General features: G+C 69.4%; 4 protein-coding genes. 1 reads left to right on the top strand and 3 read right to left on the bottom strand.

What is annotated here, in order from left to right:
* Window positions 1-283: glutamate--tRNA ligase family protein (locus D180_RS19455; RefSeq protein WP_232760594.1), on the bottom strand; the 283-nt coding region annotated here is incomplete at its 3' end.
* A gap of 104 nt (window positions 284-387) precedes the next feature.
* On the opposite strand from D180_RS19455, the gene htpX reads away from it, so the two are divergent.
* A complete protein-coding gene (gene htpX / locus D180_RS19450) occupies window positions 388-1,272 on the top strand; it encodes a protease HtpX (RefSeq protein WP_017914087.1) in 885 nt (294 codons plus the stop codon).
* A 78-nt stretch (window positions 1,273-1,350) separates the two neighbouring features.
* On the opposite strand, the gene D180_RS19445 is transcribed toward htpX, so the two are convergent.
* Both D180_RS19445 and D180_RS19440 read right to left on the bottom strand, forming a co-directional pair.
* A complete protein-coding gene (locus D180_RS19445; RefSeq protein ID WP_017914086.1) occupies window positions 1,351-3,423 on the bottom strand; it encodes an EAL domain-containing protein in 2,073 nt (690 codons plus the stop codon).
* Between the two features lie 188 nt (window positions 3,424-3,611).
* On the bottom strand, window positions 3,612-3,862 hold a 251-nt coding region (locus tag D180_RS19440), incomplete at its 5' end, for an NAD(P)/FAD-dependent oxidoreductase (RefSeq protein WP_043091388.1).

The raw sequence follows: 3,862 nt of genomic DNA, 5'->3' as shown, positions 1-3,862 counted from the left end.
CCTGCAGCAGCCGCTGCAGGGCGTCGCGGTAGACCGGGTCGCGCTCGCGCTGCCGCAGCACCGGGCCGTCGGCCTCCAGGCCGCAGGCGCGCAGGCTGGCCAGTTGCCGCTCGGCGGCGCCGGGCACGCTGCGCGGGCGGTCCACGTCCTCGATGCGCAGTAGCCATTGTCCGCCGGCGTGGCGCGCCAACAGCCAGCTGCCGAAGGCGGCGAGCAGGGATCCCAAGTGCAGCGGGCCGGTGGGCGAGGGCGCAAAGCGGCCGCGGTAGGGGGGCGGAGACATGGACAAGCTGAATCCTCGGTCAGGTATGCGCTTGAATTCAAGCGGCCAACACCGCAGATTCGAGCCAATCCCGACCATTTAATCAGTGCGGAGCCCACGCTCACATGTTCAATCGCATCGTCCTGTTCCTCATCACCAACCTGGCGGTGCTGGTCCTGGCCGGCATTGTCATGTCCGTGTTCGGGGTCAACCCCAACCAGATGGGCGGCCTGCTGGTGATGGCCGCGATCTTCGGCTTCGGCGGCTCGCTGGTGTCGCTGCTGCTGTCCAAGTTCATGGCCAAGCGCGCCACCGGCGCGCAGGTCATCACCGAGCCGCGCAACCACACCGAGCGCTGGCTGCTGCAGACCGTGCAGCGCCAGGCGCAGGCCGCCGGCATCGGCATGCCCGAGGTCGCCGTGTACGACGGCCCGGAAATCAACGCCTTCGCCACCGGCGCCAACCGCAACAACGCGCTGGTCGCGGTCTCCACCGGCCTGCTGCAGAACATGACCCAGGACGAGGCCGAGGCGGTGCTGGGCCATGAGATCAGCCACATCGCCAACGGCGACATGGTGACCATGGCGCTGCTGCAGGGCGTGCTCAACACCTTCGTGATCGTGCTGGCGCGCGTGGTCGGCGGCGTGGTCGACAGCTACCTGTCGGGCAACCGCGACGGCCGTCGCGGCCTGGCCTACTACGCGATCGTGATGGTGCTGGAACTGGTGTTCGGCCTGTTCGCGACGATGATCGCGATGTGGTTCTCGCGCTACCGCGAGTTCCGCGCCGACGCCGGCGGCGCCAGCCTGGCCGGCCGCGCCAAGATGATCGCCGCGCTGCAGCGCCTGGAGCTCAACCACGGCCAGAGCACGCTGCCCTCGCAGGTGCAGGCGTTCGGCATCGCCGGCGGCCTGGGCCAGGGCCTGCGCAAGCTGTTCATGAGCCACCCGCCGCTGGCCGAGCGCATCGCCACCCTGCGCGCCTCGCACGTCAACGCGACAGTGAGCTGAGGTCGACCGCTACAGGCGCAGGCAAATGCCTGCGCCTGTAGCGGCTTTTGCCAATCCCCAATCCCGAATCGCGGCCCCTCAGGCAAAATCGAACGTCATCCCCGGCGCCGCCAGGCCGACGAACTCGCCCTGCACGTAATCGACGCCGGCACTGAACAGCAGGCTCATCGAGGTCGCGTCGGAGACGAACTCGGCGATGGTGCGGATGCCGGCAGACTGCGCGCGCCCAGTGATCTCGCGGATCTTGTCCTGGTGTTCGCGGGTCTGGGTCAGGTCCTGAGTGAAGCCGCGGTCCAGCTTCAGGAACGAGGGCTGGAAGTGCGCCAGCAACTGGAACGAGTCCAGGCCGGAGCCGAATTGTTCCAGCCCGACCTTGCAGCCCAGGGCGGTGGCGTCGGCCAGGAACTGCTGCGCGTTGCGCAGGTGGGTGAACACCTTGGCCTCCGGCGTCTGCAGCCACAGGCGGTCGCCGGGCACGCCGTGCGTCGCCAGTTCGCGCCGGATCAGGTCGACCATCTGGGTGTCGGCGAAGGCCTCCGGGCTGACCTTGACCAGCAAACTGGTGGCGTGGCCGGCGCGCTGGCGTTCGCCGATGACGGCGATCGCACGCGCGACCACCCAACGGTCGATCTCGGCGGTCAGGCCATGCTCGGCGGCGATGCCGAGGAAGGTCGACGGGCCGATCAGCTCGTCGTTGCGCTCCAGGCGCAGGTAGGCCTCGTACAGCTCGTGCGGTTCGCCCTGCAGGTTCAGCACCGGCTGGTAGTGCAGCAGGAAGCCGTCGCCGGCCAGGGCCTCGCGCAGGTGCTGGACCCAGCGCTGCACGCGCTCCTCTTCGAGGCGATCGGCCGCGCCCGGGTCGAAGATCTTGCAGGCGTTGCCGCCCAGTTCGACGGTCGCCTGCACGTTCTCGCTGGCGCGGGCCAGGACCTGGCCGACGCTGGCGATCTTCTCGCCGATCTGCACGCCGCCGATGCTGACGGTGACCGTGGCCGAGCGCTCGCCGACGCTGAACACCTGGCTGGCGTAGGCCTGCAGCAGGCGCTCGGCCAGCGCCGCGGTGCGCGCGTAGTCGCCTTCCAGCAGCAGCGCGAAGTTGTGCTCGCCGAAGCGCGCCGCCTGCACGTCGCCGTCGATGGCCGCGGCCAGGTGCTGGGCCAATGCGGCGACCAGCGCATCGGCCGAATCCAGGCCGATGTCGGCCAACAGGCGTGCGTAATGATCCGGCTCGACCAGCAGGAAGCCGTACTGGCCCTCGCCGCGGCCGACCTGGGCCACCGCGGTTTCCAGCGCCAGCATGAAGGTCGGGCGGTTGAGCAGACCGGTGACCTGGTCGCGCTGGCGCAGGTCCTCGACCTCGCGCGCCAGTTCCGGGTCGAACTCCTCGCGGCGGCGGAACACCACCTGCACGCAGGCCTCGCCCTCGTAGCTGGCGGTGGCGAATTCCATCGTCGCCGGAAAGCTGTCGCCTTCCAGGGTGCGCGCGTCCACCTGGTACTGCGCCGGCGGCGGCTCGCCCTTGCTCAGCGACTTCAGCAACTGCTTGAAACCTTCCACGTGTTGCGGGGCGACCATGTCCAGCAGCGACACGCCCTCGACGTCGTCGAACGACTCGAACCCGAACATCTCCAGGTAGGCGTCGTTGGCGCGGATGTGCATGCCCTCGTGGATGTAAGCGATCGGATCGCGCGAGGAGGCGATCAGCGCGTCGCAGCGGCGCTCGGTCTCGCGCATCTGCGCCTCGATCCGGCGCAGGCCGCGCCGCGCCTGCAGGTCGGCCCAGGTGGTGCGGACCACCGCCAGCAGGTGCTCGGGCCGCTGCCGCAGCGCGATCGCGCGCGCGCCGCCGGCCACGGCCTCCAGCCATTCCTGTTCGTCGATGCGCTCGGCCAGCACGATGACCGGGATGTCCTTGCCGCTGGCGGCGACCCGTTGCAGCACCTGCGGCAGCGGGATCGACTGCGCCTGCGCGCTGAGCACCAGGTCGATCGGCTGTGCGGTCAGCATCGCCGACAACTCCTCGGCGTGCTGCGGCCGCGACGGGCGCACCGCGATGCCGCTGTTGCGCAGGCTGCTGACGATCGCCTCGGCGTCTTCGCCGCTGTCGTCGACGATCATCAGGCGGAGGGTGATGTCTTTGCCTGTGTGCATGAAGCCTCCCGGGGACGGGGTTTAATACACGATGCCCGCGGTCGCGTCCATGTTGTTCGGGAATGGGGAATCGGGAATGGGGAGTCGCAAGAGCGGACTGCCGTGTCTGAACGTTCGCGCTCGGACCGAGACGCGCGCGCAACGAGCGGTGTTTCGATTCCCGATTCCCGATTCCCCATTCCCGGCCGCTAGGCCGCCAAACCAGCCGCATGGCCCGAGGCCCATGCCCACTGGAAGTTGTAGCCGCCCAGCCAGCCGGTGACGTCGAGCACTTCGCCGACGAAGTACAGGCCGGGCACGCGCCGCGATTCCATGGTCGAGGACGACACCTGGTCGGTGTCCACGCCGCCCAGGGTGACTTCGGCGGTACGGTAGCCCTCGGTGCCGCTGGCCACCAGCGGCCAGGCGCCGAGCAGCTCGGCGGCGGCGCGCAGCTGTG

Origin of the sequence: Xanthomonas sp. SHU 166 (genome assembly GCF_000364685.1) — a bacterium.
Lineage (GTDB): Bacteria > Pseudomonadota > Gammaproteobacteria > Xanthomonadales > Xanthomonadaceae > Xanthomonas_A > Xanthomonas_A sontii.
This window is presented reverse-complemented; position numbering and strand designations above follow the sequence as displayed.